Source organism: Paenibacillus mendelii (assembly GCF_024498075.1).
GTDB lineage: Bacteria > Bacillota > Bacilli > Paenibacillales > Paenibacillaceae > Paenibacillus_Z > Paenibacillus_Z mendelii.
The window spans coordinates 30,896-50,614 of the sequence record NZ_JANHOF010000020.1 but is presented as its reverse complement, the minus strand read 5'-3'; the positions used below and the strand labels follow the sequence as shown (position 1 = coordinate 50,614).

The window sequence follows — 19,719 nt, the reverse complement described above, 5'->3', positions numbered from 1 at the left end:
CCCCTTATTTATTCCCGCATAGCAGCTATTCATAATGTTCATTATCATAATGGAATCACAGCTCGTTCACAAGTTCAGATCAGCTATACCAATCCGTGCCGACTTTAGCTGTGCCTAACCAATAAGGGGGCAAATACAATGCACGTAGAAGAAGACTAAGGGGGAATGCACGGCATGGAGAGTCTTAGCGAGATGGTGTGGATAGAGAAAACCAGCTTTATCGATAAATTATTGGAACAAGAATTAACCATAAGTAACTTACCCGCTGGACTAGAGGCGGATGTGTGGAAGCTTAGCTCCAATACAGATAGCGCGGTACTTAAAATATGGAGCAAAGATTCGAATCCAGATGTTCATTATCAATATCACATGCTTGCGGCACTTCGGGACAAAGGCGTTTCCGTCTCAAGTGCGTATGGGTGGGGATACATGCCTGCCAATCATAAAGCATTGGTCACCAGTTATGACGGCAGTCCGCTTACTAACGTAACCGACCAGCACGCTAAGGATTTCGCAGATTTATTATTGCAGCTCCATCAAGTAACCTTGTATGAACTGGATCCTGTATTACAAAGAAAGTATGATTTTATACCCTATTTCTTTCCGAGACTCGAGGAGCATCCAGATATCCAAACGGAACTCTTACAATTGGTTAACGACGCCGATTTGCAACAAGACAAGGTCATTCATGGTGATTTAAACTTGGGCAATATCCTAGTCACTCAAGGGAAGTACATCATTATCGACTGGACCAATGTGCAATTGGGAGATGCTAGGTATGACTTAGCTTGGATGAGCTTCTTGATCCGCATCAACAATGGTGAAGAACTAGCTTCCATACTCCTGCATGCCTATCTATCAAAGAGTGACTTCCAGATCGAAGAGGTACGAAGGTTTGAAGCGATTGCATGCCTGAGATTGTTATTACTCCATAGAATTGCCGATCTTCCCAAAAATGAGAATGCGATCGAACGGTTGAATGATTTCATTATGAAGAACAAGTATCTGAATAATAATTTTGTTCTGGTCTAGAAAATAAGGGGGATGGCGAATGGATAATGAACCTCCAAAGCATATCGTATCGGTTACCGCATTAGTTATGAACGAAAGAGATGAGGCCTTGCTGCTCAGGACACACTGGCGTTCGGATACATGGGAGATGCCGGGAGGAAACGTTGAGGTCGGGGAGCCGTTGGATGAGGCGGTCTGCAGGGAATTTCTAGAGGAGACGGGGATTGTAATTCGCCCCATCGGCATAACAGGTGTGTACTATAATGCGACGAAGCATGTACTGGCGGTTGTATTTAGAGCGGAGTATGTTAGTGGAGATATAACGATTCAACCGGAAGAAATTATAGAAGCTAAATATATCAACATCAATGAATCTAATATCGATCAGTACATAACACGTCCACAACAAAGATCCCGTACGCTCGATGCGATGAAATCAACATGCTTTATTCCCTATGAAACATGGGAGGTAAACCCGGCCTATAACTTATTATCAAGGTTATACAATGAATGAACGTTTTCCAACCTGATAGTTAATATCCGAAGGGCTGTCATGTGCAGCCTTTGTTTGCGTTAGTTAAGATTTACTTTTTCTGGAATCCGATTTATAATTAGTTCACAAAGTGAACGGTTATGAAATATAACTATAGAAGGTGGGACGCCACAATGGTGAATACGCAGCAAACAATTGAAGTGTACAATTCCTTCTTCTCGATTGCCCGCCGGCTTATTAAACTCAATCACCAAAGCGCCGCCAGCTTAGGGCTTACGGTACATCAAATAGGTATTCTCAATGCCGTTCGCACAGATCCAGGCTTGACGCAGAAGGAAGTTACGGAACGTCTGGTATTCGCGAAGAGCAGGGTAAGCACACATATTGAATCCCTTGTCGAGAAAGGGCTTGTCAGCAGGGAAGTCTCCGAGACGGACCGCAGAGAAACCAAACTATTTATAACGCAGGCAGGCAATGATCTATGTCTGCAATATAACGAGGAGGCTGTTTCGTATAAAGCGCTTGGCGTATCCCTGCAGCAATTCTCACAGGAAGAGATTGCTTCGCTCCTTCGGATGCACGAGCATTTGCTAAACCAACTATCGGAATGATCGGACTGCCTATTCGCGGGCGGTTTAGTTTCGACTTTTGAAAGGGGGGTGATTCCACATGGCAAGAATGATGGGCCCATCCGGGATGTCGGGTAACGGTTATGGAAGAATGTTGTTCGATGACGGATCGCCGAAACCGAATATGTCCAAGAAGATGCTGATCCGCATCGGGAAATACTTTTTGCCCTATTGGAAACAAACCGTTCTGGTGATGTTCATTCTACTCCTTACCTCGGTCTTGGGACTTTTGCCGCCGCTCTTTATTCAGCACATTGTGGACCGCGCGCTTCCAAACAAGGATATGCAGCTGTTGGTTATTCTCGTCCTCGCTTCATTAGGTACGACCGTAACATCAGGCTTACTGGGCGTACTGCAGAATTATTTGAATTCATTCATTTCCCAAAATATCGTCTATGACATGAAGAATCAAATGTATCTTCATCTGCAGAAAATGCCGCTGCAATTCTTCTCTAACGTGAAGCAAGGCGAAGTCATTACCAGAATGACGAGTGACATTTCGGGAATCCAAGGGGTCTTCAACACCAATGTCGTCAATTTTGTCAGCAATCTGTTCGTGCTTGTGACTACGTCCGTCACGTTGATTATTTTAAACTGGAAGCTTGCCATTCTAGGGATGGTTGTCGTGCCGTTGTTTATTGTACCTACAAGGAAAATGGGGAATATACGCTGGAAGCTAGCCAAGCAGACGCAGGAGAAAATGTCCGAGCAAAATCATATCATTCAGGAAACGTTGAGTGTTAGCGGCTACCTGTTAATGAAGCTGTTTACTAGAGATACGAAAGAGTACAGCAGCTTTCAGACCGTCAATGCGGAGTCGACCCGGCTTCAAATCCGGGAATCCATGGCTGGCCGTTGGTTTATGATGCTGCTCACGACCTTCACGAGCATTGGTCCGATGTTGATCTATTTGTTCGGGGGTTACTTGTTTATTCAGGGCGAAATCACGGTAGGGGGAATTATCGGCTTCGTGGCGCTGCTTAACCGATTCTATAGCCCTGTCGGTCAGATGACCAATCTGTATGTCAATATAAAAAGATCCGTAGCCCTCTTCGAACGGATTTTTGAGTATTTTGATATGAAACCCCGCATTACCGATGCAGGCAGTACCCTTTCCATTGATACAACCAAGCCGGATATCGAATTTCGGGATGTGTGTTTTTCTTATCAAGAGGATACACCGGCCTTGCGGGAGGTCTCCTTTACCGCCGCTTCCGGGACCATGACCGCCCTTGTCGGACCAAGCGGAGCAGGAAAAACGACGATAACGAACTTGATTCCGAGGCTGTACGATTTGAATTCGGGCAGCATCCGAATTGGCGGAACCGATATTCGCGATTTTACTTTGGAGTCGCTGCGGTCTCATATTGGCCTTGTGACGCAGGACAGCTACCTATTTAACGGAACCATTAAAGAAAATTTATTGTACGCGAAGAGCGATGCATCGGACCAAGAGATCATCGATGCTTGCCAAGCCGCGTATATCCATGATGATATTGTGAAGTTCCCGGATGGTTATGACACCGTGGTCGGCAATCGCGGTATTAAGCTGTCAGGCGGTGAGAAACAGCGAATTTCGATTGCCAGAGTGCTCCTGAAGAATCCGACAATCATAATTATGGATGAAGCCACTTCATCGCTCGATACGGTGTCGGAATACTATATCCAGAAGGCTATGCATCAACTCCTGCACAACAAGACCAGTATTGTGATTGCCCACCGTCTCTCAACGATTATGGCGGCGGACAAAATACTTGTTTTGCAGGATGGAGCCATTATCGAAGAAGGCACTCATGAACATCTTTTGGATCAACAAGGCTTGTACAAGGAGCTGTACGATAAACAGTTCGAGCGGAAAGTATTTACGTAGACAGTATGATTCTAATTAGCGGATTGAAGGAGCGGTTTTCATGAGAAGAGTGGATGTAGTCGATATACATACCGCAAGTGACATCCTCGCCAACTATCCGGTAAAGATGGGCATTAGCTTCGATAGCTCCGAGGAGTCTAAGGTGGGTTATTCGTTTCATGGTAAGGTGTAGAATTCCTCACCGATGAAGTCAACGTTAGCAGTATCCAATAGCAAAAGGGATCCGCTGTAGCGGATCCCTTTTGCATCCATCATTAATGGGAATGGTACGATATAAAAAAGATAACTTAGAATACTCTCTTAGCTGTGACGAAACGCTTCTTCCATTTATCATCGAAGTCTGCGATATGAACGCCGCGATCTTTAGAAAACGTATGTAGGATGCGGCCGTCTCCTGCGTAGATGCCCACATGCCCGATATCGAGCCCGCGAGCGCTGAAGAATAGCAGGTCGCCTTTGCGGAGTTCATCGAGTCCGACTTCCTTCCCTTTCAGGGCTTGGTCATAGGAGACGCGAGGCAGATCGATAGACATCACTTCGCTAAACACATGCTGGACGAAAGAAGAACAATCGAACGTGTTGGTTTGACCGGATTTGGCACCGAATTCGTAAGGGGTTCCTATGAATTTGGACCCGAAAGCGATCAACTCGTCCGCTTGCTTCTCGGCCAATACAGAGCTCGTGTAATCGGTATAGAGCGGCTTAGCTGAGATAAAACCGATTGTATCGTCTTTGGCCTGCACCTCCAGCCAGTTCTCGTCTACCTCTCGGATTACGTGGATTCTCTCATCCTTCGGCAGCATTCGGAGGACGCGGGAATTCGCATCTGATTTCGGAGCATCGCGCAGGTTAACACCGTATTCGATCGTAGTTTCATAGCTCTGGGCGGAAGAAATCGTAATCGAGCCGGAGTAACCATGCCATTTGACGAGATTGCCCAACGCTTCGCTAATAAAACGCAGCGGAACTAGGGTAGACCAGTCGATTACCTTGGCGGGGACGGGCATGTCCAGCCGCTTCTGGTTTTTATAAGCCGCCTTTTCACCAATTCGGTATGTAAGGACGGTACCTTCTTTCTTGGCCGTAATCGTTTGCGTGCTCGCGTTCCAAGAAACCTTTGCCCCCTCTGCCTCAAAAATGGGCCGCATTGGAACGAAACTGTAGCCGTTTTCTACAACGGGAGAAGTCTGAAAGGACAGAGGTTGTCCATCCAGAAGTATAGAAGGCGACGGATTCGCCGCGGCGTGTACCGGCGCTGTATGGAGCATCATTGTCGTCAGCAGCGTAAGCGCGGTGCCTGTAACCAAGCTTGATCTAATCTTCATGTGTATTCAATCCCTTACTAGGTTTTCTTTGCCATTATATAGACGCAGTTGAGGGATGTTTGTTACTTTCCAATTTGTGGGCAGACCATTCGTGTGCTATTCTTTCGTGGACAAGCTATCGCTGAGGACTAATAGCGACACGGAATAGAGGAAATGAGAGGAGTAAGGAAATGCTATTTTTAAAAGCAACAAAAGATACATTGAAGGACCTGAATGTAAAGCCCCATCCCGTTGAATCAACAGACCCATTCTTCAGTTGGCATGTAAATATTTTTACTCTATACGGCAAAAAGCATTATGTCTTCATGAATGACTTATCAAGGCTGTCTTTAACGGTTAAGGGGATCAGAAGTAATTCAACTAAAGTGCAGGAAATTTTTCTCACCCATTTACGTCATTATTTTGCTGTCGAAAAAATTTCGAATGTGTTAATGAATGCTTACCTGGACAACTGCAAGGAATTTGTCTTGACCAAAACAGATAGTAGAAGTGTGAGATCAACACTCAATGAAATTATGCTGATTATGAAAAGCCTTGAAAGGGATCATGAGGATCTTAAAGACCAGGATACAAGGCATAAGTGGAACAACAGATTTATCTATAAGCCCATAGACTATAATGAGCCAATTGATGTATTTAGGAAGGAACTTGATGAGAGATTTGGGAGCCAGGCTTAAATGGATTATCACGTCGGACTGAGCCGTTATCGGCAATATGTTATAATAAGTGGTGGTATAATAACCAGATTTCATTTGTAGGAGAGATGTTTCTATGATCCATTACATTCGTTTACGGTAATGTGAGGTGCAGAACATTTTGACCTGGGCCATTTTATTAGAAAATGGTTAGGTTTATTTGTCTGTATCTTTTTTCATTCACCGATTACGAATGAATGGGGTGCTTTGTTGTGTCCAAACCGAGTAAGAGGATGATAAGAGCGGGTCTGATCTCCGAATTTGAGGGGATTTTCAGATGTCCAATATGCTTCAGCCAGATGAGACTGGTTCAATATAAAAGTTTGCGATGTAACCAAAATCATTGTTTTGATCTATCCAAGCAGGGATACGTGAATGTATTGTCCGTTGCCTCGAAAACGAAGTACGATAAGCGTATGTTCGAATCGAGAAGAGTGATTTATCAAAGTGGTTTTTTCGAGCCAATGTATGCGATGATCTGCAACAAAATTATAGATGAACGCGTAACTAAAAGAGAGCCGATCAAGATATTGGATGCAGGATGTGGTGAAGGCTCGCATCTGCACAACATTCAGCAAGGAATTGAGCCTCACACGAGTGTGCCACTATTGGCGGTCGGTATGGATATTTCCAAAACGGGTATTAGACATGCTGCAATGGAATATCCGAATGCGATTTGGTGTGTTGCCGATCTGGCTAATAGCCCGTTCGATAATGAACAGTTCAATACCATTCTTAATATCTTATCGCCGGCCAACTATTCGGAATTTAAGCGAATGATTACTGATGATGGTATGGTTATTAAGGTGATTCCCGGACGTGGTTATCTGAAGGAATTGAGAAGCGTTCTATACGAAGGAACGAACAAACAGGTGTATGTAAACGACAGCGCAGCGCTGGACCATTTTCAGGATCATTTTGAGCTAAGAGATGTCCAAAGGGTTCAATATGGTTTCCAATTGGATGAGATGCAACTCCAATCCCTGCTCCATATGACGCCACTATCTTGGGGAACGACAGAGGAACGTTTGCGGGAAGCTCAGGAATGGAAGATGAAAGAAATAACGATTGATTTAACCGTTCTGTACGGGAGGAAATGAGCTTGGACAATGAGTAGGCAAGCCGCGGCGGCCTGCTCATTGTTGTCAATTTATAATGGCAGCATATCTAAAACTAATTTATAGTGGCTTTGTCTTCTCTTCAACATTAATTACCTAATTGTGGCAGTATATTTCGAGAGATATATTCATACAGGTGAAAATGATGAGCAATTAGAAGCACCGCATAAGGAGGCAATGAATGACAGACCCCGGCACAGGATTAACAATCAAACCTCCTTCAGGGATTCCTGCAATTATATTGTTTAGCTTCTTAGCAGGCATGAAATCGATTGTCTTAATCCGATTGATTCAGAACGGGAACGATCAGCAGACTATTATTTATATCTACATCGGTATGATCTTTATATACCTTATTCTCCTGGCAATTGAAATCTGTAAATTATTTATTAAGCCTTCTGTTCTGGTCTTCCATCCGGAGTCCTTATCCATACGCGGCCGTTCGATTGAAGCTAATGAAATTGAGCGGATTATGGTGATGGGTTATTTTAAACCGATTCTGGGAATTAAACCATTCGGCAAGAAAATGGTCCCCTTTAAGCTATGTTTCCGGTTTGTTGGTGCAGCACACACAGGGATCGATGAGCTCACGAGATGGGCGAAGCAGAACAATATCGCAGTGATCAATAAACGTTTTATGCGATGGTGGTAGTAACTGAACGTTTATAGCTGAGGTGTTCCATGATGAGCCGACTAATAAAAACTATGGCATTGCTGTTCGTATTTGCTCTTGTGTTAGGCGGGTGCAGTAAAACGGATGTACCAGAACCTCAATTAACCACGAAGAAGCTTTATGAACTCTACCCTGGCGATCTAAAGAAAGTGGACTACATCGAGATCCGAAGTGGATCAACGGGTCAAGAAGCAGGTGCAGGCTTGGATGTATGAGGTTCGCGACATGGAATTCGTTCCAGATCCCAATCAAGTAGGAAGAACGGGCTTCCTTTATGCGGTTTCTTTGTTTGAAAATAAGGAAGCCAAATTCAGATTTACTCCGGGTAACGTAGAGGGGTATTATTACATTCACAACGAGGAATTGATGGATAAAATACAGGAGCTTTTTGAAAGCCAAAGTAAACAGTAGGAGACGCGGGAACAGACCATAGATCTTGTGTTGGTTCTCTCTCCCGCCTGCCGCCGCTGTAACACCCAAAAAGGGCGTTACAGACCGCAACCCCCCAGTGATGAGGTGCTGTAACGCCCTTTTCTACCGTTACAGTGTCGAAGTCCATGTCTCCCATCTGCATTCTGCTTCTGTAACGCCATAAAACGGCTTTACGGCTAACCGTTTCTCTGTGCGGTAACGCTGTAACGCCCTTTTTTACCGTTACAGCGCGGAGGCGCGTCCGAACTAACTGTCACCGAACACCCGCAAGGGTGTTTTTTGTTAATTATTCATTCCTTCGCATTCGTTCCTCTAGCAGTACGACATATAGGGACTATTTATATTAACAATACGAGTAGGGAAAAATTCCTAAATGAGCTGAAGGATTCAGGCTACCAGGTTACTTTCCTATGGCTCCATTCCCCAAGCTTGGCGAAGCCATTGTTAATTCCAATTTATAGTCTGCCGCAACTTTTACATTCATTTCTCGTCTATATGGAAAAAAATGAAAGTGGTGCTTCTTCTATGAGACGAATTATTATCACGCTACTTCTCTGTACCGCCCTTCTTGTTGCGGGCCTACTCCCATTAAATTTGAGCTATGCGAAGAGTCCTATTTCTGAACTTCCGCTTGTGGAGGGGGATGCAGCCGTATTCTATCTGGTACCGCACGAATTAACTGCAGCATTGAATAAACCGTCCCTAACCTTGGATTCAAAGTCATTGAAGGCTGCCCCACTGCTCAAGAGGAATGGTCATCTGTACTTCCCATTCAAATGGCTGGAGACAGCTCATTTGGCGACTGTCAAGTGGGATGCCAAGACGGGAAGCGCTCGGGCGCAGTTAAACCCGGATAACCCGGCATATTTTACGTCCTTTCATTTGATACCAAACCGATCGAAGATGTATTACAGAGAGCCCGACGGCTCACTGGGAGTGCTGGATGAAACGATTCCCACAACATTTGCAAAAGACGGGCTATTGTATGCCCCAATAACACTCCTATCCAAAATGGGAGTCCATTATAGCTTCAGCAAGGGAGTTATGCACTGGGTGTGGAACGATAAGGCAATCAAGGTGATGCACCCGACCTACACAACACAAGGTGACACCATCACGTTCAGCGCATTGGCGCAAAAAGAGTACGGTCATGTATATCTGCTGCAAAGCATGGGGATCGGTGGCATGACAAGCGTGATAGGAGGCGGAATTAGTTCGATTACAGGCACGGAGAAAATGATTGGCGGCCCAATCCTGGTAAACGGTAAGGAGTTTCGTAGGATGGAATATACGGTTGATCTTCGTCCGGGCGTGAATCCGATTCAGATCTACTCCAATGTATCGCGACCCGCAGGTATTATCATTCATCGCCAAGTCCCGGATCCATCGTCGGTTCCCATCTTGTATAATCACCCGGAGAACGAGCGAAGTATCCACTTCACTAAGCCAACGCAAGGGTACCTTCGAATTCAATCCGGAGAACCGATTGTTATTGCCGGAACAGTTACCGATAAGTACATTCAGAGCGATGTGGTTTCTTTCCAAATGTCCATGTTTCAGAATGACGATTATTATAAAATCGGGGAGAGGACGGTAGTTTCGCTAGACCAGGATAATGGATTCAGCGGTTCCGTCATTATTGATAAGCCCGGGACCTATTTGGTGAATATTATGAGTCCGTCCGTGTTTGTCGGAGGAATGAGCTCACCTTATGGCTCTGTTAAATGGGCCGAGATAGCGGTGGAAGTGCTGCCTAAAGACGAAAAGTCGTAAACTAAAAAAGATGGTTAAGTGGTATATGAAGCTAGAGTGTCAAAGCGATCCAAACGGGAGCAAGCATAGGGGCGATAGCAGAGGTGACTACTCAACAAATCATTTTAACAATATAGCATGATTACGTAGTCCAAGGGGAAAGGTTGCCGCGCGGCAGCCCGTTCCCCTTTTCCCGGATTCATTCATCCGTATGCCTTTCATAGATGATTCCGCGTATTCTCTCCTCACTAAGGTTGAACATGACAGCCAATTGTTTGATCGTGATACCGCCAGCGTGCCTGCGCCGTATTTCAGTATTACGTAATTGAAATTCATCTTGGATGCCTGTAGATGTTCCCCACGATTGGCGGCCTGATTGGGGAATATATAGATGCTATCCTTTGACATATTTCTGGATTTCCTCGATTAACTCCTTGGGCAGCACATCTCGGGCATTGACGTATTTTTTCGTCACGCTCCACGACTCCTTCATATAGCCTTCGTTAGCCGTAAGGAATTTAATTCTTCCATAGTGTCGTTGGTGAAGCCCTCCGTTGCCATAGCTGCAAACACATCAAAATGGTTTAGGGTCATTTTCGTTATCACATGTCGTACGTCTAATTGTTTCATCGACTGAAGAGCACCTTGTAGTAATCGCTTCTTCTCGGTTTTATCAACAACAAATTTCGGGCGAAAGTGCAGACCAAATGCGCTGGCATGGAAGTAGGCTTCTTCTGGGGTAGGGTAATAGTTATAAATTTCGTAGTAGGCAATACCCGCCATTTCGCCGGACGCTTGATCTCGAATGCACAGCATAACCCGGTTCCTCGACTGCCCAGTAGAAAATTGTCTATTGAACAATTCCGCCATTTCATCTTCTCCGTCTTCAAGCAATAATGCATTGATTTGCTCTGTATCCAGAGCGGTTACAGGTTCTATACCGTCTGCAACAAAACAATCTGGAGCAGTCCAACCGGTCAGAGAGAGTTGACAAGTGATATAGCTATATTCGTCGGGAATAAATCCGCAGCGCTCCAGCATGGTTATCTCTGAATTTCTGACTTGCCCAAACTTTGTGTTAACGTATGCAAATAATTTACTTCCACCTTGGTTTGCTACGTAACGTTCACACTCATCAATTAATGCATGCAATGCATCTTCGTTGCCATCTGAGTAACCATACATTAGATTACCATTTTTAGAAAATGCAGATAGACGGATTTCAGCAACGGCTACTGTTTTTCCATCACAAAGGGCGACAAAGGCTTTTTGTTCAGCATATTTCTGTGCTAATTCTGAAGAGGAAATCGCTAATCCAGTGAATTCTACGGAGTGTTTAACATATCGCATCAATGTGTCGTTAATTAGCTTCAAGAGATAATCGAAATCGTCGTCGGGGCGAACCTCTCTGACCTCCAGGGAATTGTGGTGCATCCAACCAGCTCCTTAAGTGAGGAATACCTTCAGTATAAGTAGTCGCCTGGAATAATCATATACTGAGATTTTTTGTTAAAAATTCCCGAGCACAACGGACAGGGCGCTTTTAGCAGGGATTAGAGGAATATGGAAGCGGCGGTAGAACTATAGAATTATGGACTGGAAACCAATCATATACCGATATAGTTTACAACTGACTGGCGACGCATGGGATGCGGATGATTTAACACAGGATGTGTTGATCAAGATCGTAGAGCTTGCCGCCAACAATCCACATCAACCTTTAACGAACGCTTACGTCTACCGCATCGTGAAGAATGCGTGGATTGATCAACATCGAAAGCGGCGGCTTCATACCGTACCTATAGAGGCAACCCATGAACCTTCATCACCGGATTTCGCCTTATCTACAAGGGAGATGCTGGAATGCTTGGCAGAGCGTCTGCCCCCGAAGATGACCGTGATCTTGCTATTGATGGACGTCTTCGATTTCACGGCCAAAGAAACGGCGGAATTCGTAAGGTTAAAGGAAGCGACGGTGCAGGTTACGTTAGGACGGGCGCGCGCCAGACTTAAACAAATAGCAAATAGCCCGGTCACGGAGCAGCAGTTAAGGAGGCCATACCTTAGTAAGGAGAATGAGGATCAGCTCAATCTTGATGCATTGGTTGATGCGTTTAAGCGGCGTAATCCTCATGATATACATCGGGCATTTATCCGTACCCTAAGTGAAGGAGTATCTCTTACTCGGTTGCAGGCTTCGAATGCAGGACTACACTTTACATTCCGGGATCCCGACGGCAACTTATTTCGTATCCTGGCAAAATAATTTTCCTGGTGATGTTTGGTTTTGATCCGTGATTTCGTTTATATAAGGGAGAACATGATGAAAGGGTGCTTCGGATGTCAGGTAAACTGCAGGGGAACGGTCTAAAATGTATTTGCTCGGTATATGTGCCTGTTAGAGATCCAGCGAAGTCAGCAAGGTGGTGGCAGCGGAACTTTGGTTTGGAGTTTGCGGTACCGTTCAGTGAAGAGAGTGATCAAGCTATTATGAAGCTATCGGAAGGACAGTGGCTGCATCTGGTTCAAACAGAAGGTCAAATCGATAACCAATTTCCGAACAAGGCTGGTTACGAGATGTTTAGACTCACCTTTGAAGTCAGGGAAATCGAAGTGCTGCATGACCATTTGCTGGGGAATGGCGTGCAGATTGAAGAGCTTGAAGATCGGGGTAGCTGCGGAATTAATTTCGTATTCTACGATCCCGATGGGAACAAGTTTGATGTGAACGAGAACGTCAGCATGTACCGGGCGCCCGAAGAAGTAGAAAAGGTGAAAAATCATCTATTCGCATATGCGAGATAGAGCAATCAACGGGAATTAGTGAAACAATCTTAGTAGAGGAGCTTCCTATGCGGAGCTTCTCTTTTTAATTGGCTGAGGGGATTAAACCAGTAAGGCATATACGAACATATGGGAAATGGATACAATTAAGGATGAGATCGGAGGCGAAACAATCATGAAATATTTTATCATAACAGGAACATCGAGAGGTCTTGGGGAAGCAATGTCCGAATTGTTGATAGCTCCAGACCACTATTTGTTCTGTATTTCTCGCGAAAGAAACCATAGACTACTAAGCAAAAGCGGCAATATTGCATATTTCGAATTCGATCTGAACCATGTCGATGAGATTGAATCATTAATGGGCAGCATTACCCAATCTATCGATAGCTCGAATGTTGAGGGTATTTATCTGATTAATAATGCCGCTATTATTTCACCAGTGACCTTCCTATCATCAGCTAGCATCCAGGACATAACCACGAACATGAATGTAAATCTACTCGCACCTATCATTCTTACCAGCTTATTTATCCGTCTTACGAGTGATTGCAATGTCGAGAGAAGGATCTTGAACATCTCCTCTGCATCAGCAAAAAATCTTCACCCCGGGATGAGTCTGTACTGGCAGCAAAGGCAGGACTGGATGTCTTTACGCAATGTGTGGGATTAGAACAAAACCATAGCCCTGTACCGGTAGGAATCGTTTCGATCTGGCCTGGAATGATTGACACTAATCTGCAGGAGGAAGCAAGGAACCAAGACAAGACAGCATTCCCTTCTGCTGAGATGTTTAGCTGGGTCAAGGAGAAGGGGATGCTTACCACACCAGAGGAGACGGCTAAACAAATCATAGACTATTTATTTAAGGAGGATTTTGAACATGGGGCTGTTGTGGATCTGTATGACTATTCGAAGTTATAAGTGAGCTTAGCTTCGATTCGATTAGCTATGGGCGAGAATGTTGATGAGCTTGCCGAATGGGTCGCGGACGTAGAATCGACGAACGCCCCACGGCTCATCGGCCGGCCCATATTCTATCGGAAACCCAGCACTCTTCATGCGTTCAAGCGCAGCATCGACATCATCGACTTCAATCGATAGATCAGGGGTTCTTGTGTCAGAGCCTCCCTGTGAGGCGAAGCTAATTTGTATGTTCATATCCTCATGCGAGCCGTAAGTTGCAATCCAACCATGATCCATTAATAAATCGAGGCCGAGCACGTCTTGATAAAAGCTTTTCGCTGCAGCAATATCGCGGGTATTAACATTGGTGACGATTCGTTTGACTTTCATGGAGAACCTCCATTCATCAGTAATAATTCTAATATACTATTGATCCAAAGGGTATTGCAATATGGGGTGGAGGGGGACTCATTGAGTAATCGTATGTATATAATAGCGTTGATATTAATTGTTTTATTATCTGCGTGCAGCTCTAAACCGTATAATTACGACACTGCCATTGCAAACGGGGATATCGTTAATCTACACGGCCAATTAAAGAATGTTGAGAGACTTCAAGAATTCTATCAAAACATTTCTCAAAATAAGAAAGATGACATACGGATAACTCAATTTACAGAAGAAGGAGATCCAATTTTTTATGATTTAGAGTTTAATGGGGAAGAAATCAAATATACGTACGATACCACCAAAGATAATCATGGAAAAAATAGAGTTAGATCTACAACATGTAAAACACTAATTGCCACTAAAATTGACACGGGAGTTGAATACACCCTTGAAGGTTGCTTCGGTAAGAATACGGAAGTTGGAGAGAATTTTCAATTCCTAGTTAAATAATCATATAGATAGGCGCTTCCTATACCTATAGGGGGGCGCTTTTTCGTGATGTATAACAAACAAGGAAAATATTTACATAAGAACATATGTGCGGTATATTAGAGTGAGGAAAACGTCCATTTGAGAGGAAGATGATTAGGATGACTAAACCGATAGCCAAGGGCATTGATTGCGTCTATTTACCAGCATCTGATCCCCGTTCATCTGCGGAGTGGTATGTACAGCACTTAGGATTGACTTTAAAGAGGCCGATCACCAACAACGCGCAGGCGCAGCTGGGTTTCCCGGCGGGTGATACCATCTTTCTTATGCAGACAAAGGAATCGCAGAATGCCAACTACTTTGATAGTTTTGGAAACGAACAATGCCTGTTGACTCTTGAAATTGAAAACTTCGATGAGGTGTTTGAACTATTAAGCTCGGCAGGTGTGAGGATAGACCCGATCGAGGACAACGGGGGCTGCGGGAGAAACTTCTATGTTTACGATCCTGATGGCAACAAAATCGATCTATGGAGCGGCTGGCCCCATACACAGTAGTTATAAATGCGGGGAACATTCATTATATTTAATCTTTCCATGGCAAGGTGGTTCCCTTGAATATACAATATTTCTCAGGGATTGAAGCGGGATGCGTTTTCTGCTCGGCTCGTTCCTTGCTCATAGAAAAAGCCCAACCCAGCATGGGCAGGCTTGTAGGCTTGTCTGATTCAACATGCTCATCTTTTGACTAGTGGAACAGCCGCGCCAACTTGGAGACTTACAAGATGTAGAGCCTCTGCGGTGTTGTGACTCATGCCGCTGTTATTCCCATTTGCACGATGGGAAGCGGGCTGTAAATCATGATCGGTTGTAGTCGAATCCTCTCCGGTTTGCTTCGTTTCACTTATTAAGATTTTACTGCCATCCGGCCTTACCATGTATTGACGTACGTATGCCCCTTCTCTTGCTGTAACGAGCTTCCCCTTATCCTCTTTCTGTTTTTCCTTTTCTTTCTCGATCTGCTGAAGTGCAGCTTCGAACAAATCTTGAGATAGCTGGGTGCTCGCCCGTCTTGCGATCGGTGAGTAGGCATGACCAGTTTCAATACGCATCTATTCACGTCCTTATCTTGTACTAGTTAGGTTGACCTACTTGAGTTATCGGCTATAAGCGGCACTGGATGAAGATAAGAAGCTGCCACGGTGACGGATATGAATGTTGTTTGTGGTAACCAATGAGGGTCGAATCCTATTAAAGGAGGCTTTATGCTAAAACTGGCTGTTAATCATTCCGTCATTTCTTCCGATGCGCTGATGCCTGTTATCCATGATTTATATGATATTGGAGAGATCTTAGAGATCCGTTTTCTCAGTAATGGTCTTAATGATACCTATCTCGTGATCGCCAGTGAGCGAAAGTACGTCTTACGCATATACAAAGCCAATTGGCGAAGTAAAAGCGATATTGAGTGTGAGATTGAATTGCTGCATCACTTGATATCTAATGGGGTGCCGGTATCGCATTCCGTCAAGAAGAAGGATGGCGGCTATCTGATTGAATTGGCGGCTCCGGAAGGGCATCGTTTCGCAGCGCTGTTTACTTTTGCAGAAGGCGGGCATTCGGACACGCTGGAGAACAGTTCGTTATATGGGATAGAAGTGGCCAAGATGCACAGGGCTATGGATGATTTTCATAGCAGCCATGACAGATTTATCATCGACCTCGATCATTTGTTAGAGAAGCCATTTCAATCCATTAAGCCCTTGTTAACCCACAGACCCCATGATATCGAGTACCTAGAATCATTGTCTAAGCTCCTGCGCGACCGCATTGAGGATATTTCATCTGAGCTGGATTGGGGAATGTGCCATGGCGATCTTCACGGGGGGAATGTGTATTTTCATCAAGACACTTTAACCCATTTTGACTTTGATTGTGGTGGATTGGGCTGGAGAGCTTACGATATTGCAGTTTTTCTCTGGGCAAAAGTCCGCTGCCGGGGGAAGGATGCTTTTGAGAATGAGATGTGGAGTGCTTTCTTAGCATCCTACCAAGAACATAAACCGCTGTCGGATCGAGATCTTGAAGCGGTTCCGGTATTCATCGCAATCAGGGAGATCTGGTTAATGGGTCTTCACACCGGTAATGCGCCAGTCTGGGGAGCATGGCAGAATGATCATTACTATGATATTAATTTGAAGTTTTTGCGAGAGTGGTGCGCGGAGCATAACATTGATTGAAATACGTACATGTTCAGGGGTTGCTAGATGCAACCCTTTGCCCTCAACAGTTCAAAAGATAACCGAAGGGAAAATATGGTTGACAAAAGTGGGGTAATGATCGTTCAATTAAGTTAAGTGCTTAACTATTCATTAAGGTGGTGAGTTGATGAAGGAGCTGCAGGAATACGTTCTTGATTTGCCGCTGCATACACAGACCTTCTTTGCTTTGGTTGAAACTACGGCGAATTTAGTGGATGTCTCCGAAAGATACTGGCAATCCAAAGGGCTGAATGGCGCCAGAATTCGAATATTGGTTGAAATTATGAAGGATGGGGGTACTATATTACCCTCGATGCTCGCCAAGAAAATTGGAGTTACGAAACCGAATATTAGTCTGCTTCTTACCCCTTTAGAAAATGACGGGTTAATTCAACGAGCGAGCCATCCTAAGGATGGCAGAAAAACAGTGATTTCGATAACAAGTGAAGGTCAGAGCCTGCTGTTGAGATACTTACCCGACAATCGTCACAGGGTTGCCGAAAAAATGAAGGTATTGGAAGAGAAGGAACTGAAACAACTTCTTGTGTTGTTGAACAAACTACGATTAACGTAACGTGACTTTGCATTCAACTAGTTAAGGGCTTAACTAATATGGAGGAAGGATGATAATAACCAATGTCGATCGTCATAACAGGGGCTAATGGTAAATTAGGAAGTTTAATAATGAAGGAACTGCTTCAGAAGGTCGCATCGGATCAAGTCATTGCCTGTGTTCGCCGCCCTGAGGAAGCACATGAATATCTTGAACAAGGAATAGAAGTACGCCATTGTGACTACGATCAATCGGAAACACTTGAACAGGCATTCGCCGGAGCCTCCAAGCTATTATTCATTTCAAGCTCGAATAATGATGATACAACACGTCTGCGCCAACACGCACATGTCATAGAAGCGGCGAAAAAATCACAAGTGGAGCACATCCTCTATACGAGCTTTGCCTATCCAGAGGATGGCAATATTTCGCTAACTCATCTGCATTTGGCCACGGAGCATGCCATTCTTACATCCGGAATTCCACATACCTTCCTTCGGAATGCTCTATATACAGATTTTGTTGGCGTGCTTGGTCTGGATGCGGCCATAGCTGCAGGTGAATGGAGGACCTATCCTGGGGATTGGAAATTTAATACGGTGACACGCCATGATCTTGCCGTTGGGATAGCAGCAGTAATAACCGAACCTGGCCATACGAATAAGACCTATGAGCTTACAGCACCCCGTCCATGGACGTTCCAAGAGCTGGCAACGGCTCTGTCTGATCTAACCGATAAGCCTATTTCTCTTCGTCAAGATCCTCAGGTTCACAATTGGATGTACGGGTTTCTGGGGAAAATTAATACTTCCTCCACCTCACCGGATTTGGAAAGGTTAATTGGAGGTCCCGTCACTTCACTGAAAGATAGTATAAGGCCGTTTATTTCCTTTAAGTTTGGCATCAAACAAGGGGACGGGGGATAGCCATGAGAGTTGCAACTTATAACGTTAGCCGAATTAAGGTTTGACTGTTGATGCGAAACAAGAGAGGAGCGGGCGCGAATGATAAGGGGCATTGCATTTCAAATCCCGAATGAGTATGGTCAATGGTTGACCAACATTCTGGCGTCCATTAATTGTACGATGTACGACTGGTATATAGGGGCTGGTGAAGAGTACAAGTTAATGGAGGGTGAGTTGGTCCCGTTATTTCCGGAAAACAGCTTCCACCCAATCGTAGATGGAGCAGCACTGCTTCAATATATCCATACGGATTCGCCGCAATATATCATACATGCCGATTTGAAGGCCTTTCCCCGAGGAACGCCGATTACGCATGTTGAAACCCATGAAGATTTTCTAGCTAGCGGCTGTGAGCTCGTTGTGCTCATTATTGACTGTTCATACACCTCGATTTACTGCAAGGATCCCGGAATGTTGAATAAGCTATATTCGAATATGGAAGCGTACAGCGTGCAATCCTTGACGTACATTACGGATGACAATGATTTTCGAACAAAATTAGCCGTGTGGTGAAAATGTACTAATTTAAGCCAACCCTATTGTGATAATCTAAGGAAAATAGGGGGGATGATTTTGGGTTGGATAATATGGATTTGTACCGTTATATTCTTATGGGTATCTTACTTTGAGCAGAGAAAAACCATGGATTTTAAAATGTGGCTCACCGTCTTCGGGGTTTACTTAATAAGTATATTTTCTATTCATTTATCCGGAATACTCACCCCTATTGGCGTCCTAATTGGGTGGATCTATATGAACAAGACGAAGAAATCCTACCTATCAAAGGCTCTAATTTTCGGTTTTATTTCCACCCTGGTACTTGCTTACATCCCGAATGTTAGTTTCGACCAAATCAAGGTACTAACTCAAGCTGGTAAATATACCAATGAGTTTAACCAAGTTCAAGCTGTCTATCATTTCACAAAAGGGTCCGATATTAATACTGTTCTTCAATCCGCTGCCGACCATTTGAAGACCAACAACCCCAAGAGTGAAATACGCGTAGATGACCCTCATGTCCTGTTTAGTATATGGGTTCTTAGGCATAAGAATATTGCAATGAAAGATCTGGACTGGTTATGGTATGAAGCTCCGTTGGAGATCCATTATTATTGGCAATCCAATCGTCCCGACCCATTGGTGAACATGGAATACGTTATTTTCGGTAATGTGGGGTACATGGGTATTTTCAACAGGGAGAATGAAGCAAGCCCCTACTATCTTCAAACCATCTACGAGTTCGATCGGCTTAAGCAGAATAATCCGCTAATACCGTAAACCTCGCTTACGCAAGCTTCGGAGGAACGAGCCGCGCTCACCTGTTGCGACAAAAGTCATCAGGACGTACGAGCAATCGTTCCAATCGTGAAA

At 44.5% G+C, this 19,719-nt stretch carries 25 protein-coding genes; 21 read left to right on the top strand and 4 right to left on the bottom strand.

The features are described 5' to 3' along the window. Positions 1 to 174: 174 nt before the first annotated feature. The 5 genes from NNL21_RS31730 to NNL21_RS31710 all read left to right on the top strand — a co-directional run bounded on the left by NNL21_RS31730 (position 175) and on the right by NNL21_RS31710 (position 4,175). The gene (locus NNL21_RS31730; protein WP_204820755.1) at positions 175 to 1,032 is read left to right on the top strand and encodes an aminoglycoside phosphotransferase family protein; all 858 of its coding nucleotides are present in this window, start codon (positions 175 to 177) and stop codon (positions 1,030 to 1,032) included. A 19-nt stretch (positions 1,033 to 1,051) separates the two neighbouring features. Then, entirely contained in the window at positions 1,052 to 1,525 is a 474-nt protein-coding gene (locus NNL21_RS31725) for an NUDIX hydrolase (protein ID WP_204820756.1), read from the top strand. Positions 1,526 to 1,677: 152 nt separating this feature from the next. After that, complete coding sequence (locus tag NNL21_RS31720) at positions 1,678 to 2,115, top strand: MarR family winged helix-turn-helix transcriptional regulator (RefSeq protein ID WP_204820757.1); 438 nt, start codon at positions 1,678 to 1,680, stop codon at positions 2,113 to 2,115. 58 nt (positions 2,116 to 2,173) lie between these two features. Beyond that, the gene (locus tag NNL21_RS31715; RefSeq protein ID WP_256555618.1) at positions 2,174 to 4,003 is read left to right on the top strand and encodes an ABC transporter ATP-binding protein; all 1,830 of its coding nucleotides are present in this window, start codon (positions 2,174 to 2,176) and stop codon (positions 4,001 to 4,003) included. Between the two features lie 40 nt (positions 4,004 to 4,043). Continuing rightward, positions 4,044 to 4,175 carry a hypothetical protein gene (locus NNL21_RS31710; RefSeq protein WP_256555617.1) on the top strand — a complete coding sequence of 44 codons (132 nt, stop codon included), beginning with the start codon at positions 4,044 to 4,046 and terminating at the stop codon, positions 4,173 to 4,175. Positions 4,176 to 4,290: 115 nt separating this feature from the next. Here the strand turns inward: NNL21_RS31710 and NNL21_RS31705 are convergent, their stop codons facing one another. After that, positions 4,291 to 5,328 (bottom strand): stalk domain-containing protein, encoded by a 1,038-nt coding sequence (locus NNL21_RS31705; protein ID WP_256555616.1) that lies wholly within the window; start codon positions 5,326 to 5,328, stop codon positions 4,291 to 4,293. Between the two features lie 170 nt (positions 5,329 to 5,498). On the opposite strand from NNL21_RS31705, the gene NNL21_RS31700 reads away from it, so the two are divergent. The 5 genes from NNL21_RS31700 (at position 5,499) to NNL21_RS31680 (ending at position 10,019) form a co-directional block, all read left to right on the top strand. Then, positions 5,499 to 6,005 (top strand): DUF6933 domain-containing protein, encoded by a 507-nt coding sequence (locus tag NNL21_RS31700; protein ID WP_204820758.1) that lies wholly within the window; start codon positions 5,499 to 5,501, stop codon positions 6,003 to 6,005. Between the two features lie 215 nt (positions 6,006 to 6,220). Next, the gene (locus NNL21_RS31695) at positions 6,221 to 7,123 is read left to right on the top strand and encodes a putative RNA methyltransferase (RefSeq protein WP_373567620.1); all 903 of its coding nucleotides are present in this window, start codon (positions 6,221 to 6,223) and stop codon (positions 7,121 to 7,123) included. 199 nt (positions 7,124 to 7,322) lie between these two features. Beyond that, positions 7,323 to 7,793, top strand: a complete 471-nt coding sequence (locus NNL21_RS31690) for a hypothetical protein (protein ID WP_204820759.1) — start codon at positions 7,323 to 7,325, stop codon at positions 7,791 to 7,793. Positions 7,794 to 8,039: 246 nt separating this feature from the next. Next, positions 8,040 to 8,225 carry a hypothetical protein gene (locus NNL21_RS31685; protein WP_204820760.1) on the top strand — a complete coding sequence of 62 codons (186 nt, stop codon included), beginning with the start codon at positions 8,040 to 8,042 and terminating at the stop codon, positions 8,223 to 8,225. A gap of 546 nt (positions 8,226 to 8,771) precedes the next feature. After that, entirely contained in the window at positions 8,772 to 10,019 is a 1,248-nt protein-coding gene (locus tag NNL21_RS31680; protein WP_204820761.1) for a hypothetical protein, read from the top strand. Positions 10,020 to 10,487: 468 nt separating this feature from the next. Here NNL21_RS31680 and NNL21_RS31675 read toward each other — a convergent pair whose 3' ends face one another. Next, positions 10,488 to 11,432 carry a hypothetical protein gene (locus NNL21_RS31675; protein WP_204820762.1) on the bottom strand — a complete coding sequence of 315 codons (945 nt, stop codon included), beginning with the start codon at positions 11,430 to 11,432 and terminating at the stop codon, positions 10,488 to 10,490. 157 nt (positions 11,433 to 11,589) lie between these two features. On the opposite strand from NNL21_RS31675, the gene NNL21_RS31670 reads away from it, so the two are divergent. From NNL21_RS31670 to NNL21_RS31655, 4 genes are all read left to right on the top strand, one after another. Further along, a complete protein-coding gene (locus tag NNL21_RS31670; RefSeq protein ID WP_204820763.1) occupies positions 11,590 to 12,264 on the top strand; it encodes an RNA polymerase sigma factor in 675 nt (224 codons plus the stop codon). 74 nt (positions 12,265 to 12,338) lie between these two features. Next, positions 12,339 to 12,803: a VOC family protein gene (locus NNL21_RS31665; RefSeq protein WP_204820764.1), complete on the top strand. Its 465-nt coding sequence runs from the start codon at positions 12,339 to 12,341 to the stop codon at positions 12,801 to 12,803. A 154-nt stretch (positions 12,804 to 12,957) separates the two neighbouring features. Then, positions 12,958 to 13,455 (top strand): SDR family NAD(P)-dependent oxidoreductase, encoded by a 498-nt coding sequence (locus tag NNL21_RS31660; protein ID WP_204820765.1) that lies wholly within the window; start codon positions 12,958 to 12,960, stop codon positions 13,453 to 13,455. Continuing rightward, positions 13,446 to 13,706 carry a Rossmann-fold NAD(P)-binding domain-containing protein gene (locus tag NNL21_RS31655; protein ID WP_204820766.1) on the top strand — a complete coding sequence of 87 codons (261 nt, stop codon included), beginning with the start codon at positions 13,446 to 13,448 and terminating at the stop codon, positions 13,704 to 13,706. The genes NNL21_RS31660 and NNL21_RS31655 overlap by 10 nt, the downstream gene beginning before the upstream one ends. Before the next feature lie 21 nt (positions 13,707 to 13,727). Here the strand turns inward: NNL21_RS31655 and NNL21_RS31650 are convergent, their stop codons facing one another. Beyond that, on the bottom strand, positions 13,728 to 14,078 hold the full coding sequence (locus NNL21_RS31650) for a VOC family protein (protein ID WP_204820767.1): 351 nt from the start codon (positions 14,076 to 14,078) through the stop codon (positions 13,728 to 13,730). Positions 14,079 to 14,159: 81 nt separating this feature from the next. On the opposite strand from NNL21_RS31650, the gene NNL21_RS31645 reads away from it, so the two are divergent. Beyond that, positions 14,160 to 14,588, top strand: a complete 429-nt coding sequence (locus NNL21_RS31645; protein ID WP_204820768.1) for a DUF4362 domain-containing protein — start codon at positions 14,160 to 14,162, stop codon at positions 14,586 to 14,588. A 140-nt stretch (positions 14,589 to 14,728) separates the two neighbouring features. Further along, positions 14,729 to 15,127, top strand: a complete 399-nt coding sequence (locus NNL21_RS31640; RefSeq protein ID WP_204820769.1) for a VOC family protein — start codon at positions 14,729 to 14,731, stop codon at positions 15,125 to 15,127. 179 nt (positions 15,128 to 15,306) lie between these two features. Here the strand turns inward: NNL21_RS31640 and NNL21_RS31635 are convergent, their stop codons facing one another. Then, positions 15,307 to 15,681: a hypothetical protein gene (locus NNL21_RS31635; protein ID WP_204820770.1), complete on the bottom strand. Its 375-nt coding sequence runs from the start codon at positions 15,679 to 15,681 to the stop codon at positions 15,307 to 15,309. Positions 15,682 to 15,834: 153 nt separating this feature from the next. Between NNL21_RS31635 and NNL21_RS31630 the strand changes: the two genes are divergently transcribed. The 5 genes from NNL21_RS31630 to NNL21_RS31610 all read left to right on the top strand — a co-directional run bounded on the left by NNL21_RS31630 (position 15,835) and on the right by NNL21_RS31610 (position 19,626). Continuing rightward, positions 15,835 to 16,809: a phosphotransferase gene (locus tag NNL21_RS31630; protein WP_204820771.1), complete on the top strand. Its 975-nt coding sequence runs from the start codon at positions 15,835 to 15,837 to the stop codon at positions 16,807 to 16,809. Positions 16,810 to 16,957: 148 nt separating this feature from the next. Then, positions 16,958 to 17,404 (top strand): MarR family winged helix-turn-helix transcriptional regulator, encoded by a 447-nt coding sequence (locus tag NNL21_RS31625; RefSeq protein ID WP_204820772.1) that lies wholly within the window; start codon positions 16,958 to 16,960, stop codon positions 17,402 to 17,404. Positions 17,405 to 17,466: 62 nt separating this feature from the next. Next, positions 17,467 to 18,309 carry an SDR family oxidoreductase gene (locus tag NNL21_RS31620; RefSeq protein ID WP_204820773.1) on the top strand — a complete coding sequence of 281 codons (843 nt, stop codon included), beginning with the start codon at positions 17,467 to 17,469 and terminating at the stop codon, positions 18,307 to 18,309. A gap of 78 nt (positions 18,310 to 18,387) precedes the next feature. Continuing rightward, the gene (locus NNL21_RS31615; RefSeq protein ID WP_204820774.1) at positions 18,388 to 18,861 is read left to right on the top strand and encodes a DUF2691 family protein; all 474 of its coding nucleotides are present in this window, start codon (positions 18,388 to 18,390) and stop codon (positions 18,859 to 18,861) included. 240 nt (positions 18,862 to 19,101) lie between these two features. Continuing rightward, entirely contained in the window at positions 19,102 to 19,626 is a 525-nt protein-coding gene (locus tag NNL21_RS31610) for a hypothetical protein (protein ID WP_204820775.1), read from the top strand. Positions 19,627 to 19,719 lie beyond the last annotated feature (93 nt).